Below are 272 nucleotides of genomic sequence, written 5' to 3' on the forward strand. Positions count from 1 at the left end.
GGCTAAGCCGGGCGTTGGCCAGCGCCGCACGAATCACCCGCTGCTGAGAAGGACCATTCGGCGCCGTCAGACCATTCGACGCCCCATCCTGATTCACCGCCGACCCCCGCAGCACCGCAAGCACCCGATGACCGTGACGCCGCGCATCAGACAACCGCTCCAACAACACCACCCCCACACCCTCGGCCCACCCCGTCCCATCCGCCGCCGCCGCAAACGCCTTGCACCGCCCATCGACCGCCAACCCACGCTGCCGCGAAAACTCCACAAAC

General features: G+C 68.0%; 1 protein-coding gene. It reads right to left on the reverse strand.

Annotated features, from left to right (window positions below; genetic code table 11):
* A partial coding sequence (locus DEH69_RS05435; protein ID WP_220131193.1) for a beta-ketoacyl synthase N-terminal-like domain-containing protein occupies nt 1-272 on the reverse strand: 272 nt, incomplete at both ends.

This window comes from Streptomyces sp. PT12, assembly GCF_003311645.1.
GTDB lineage: Bacteria > Actinomycetota > Actinomycetes > Streptomycetales > Streptomycetaceae > Streptomyces.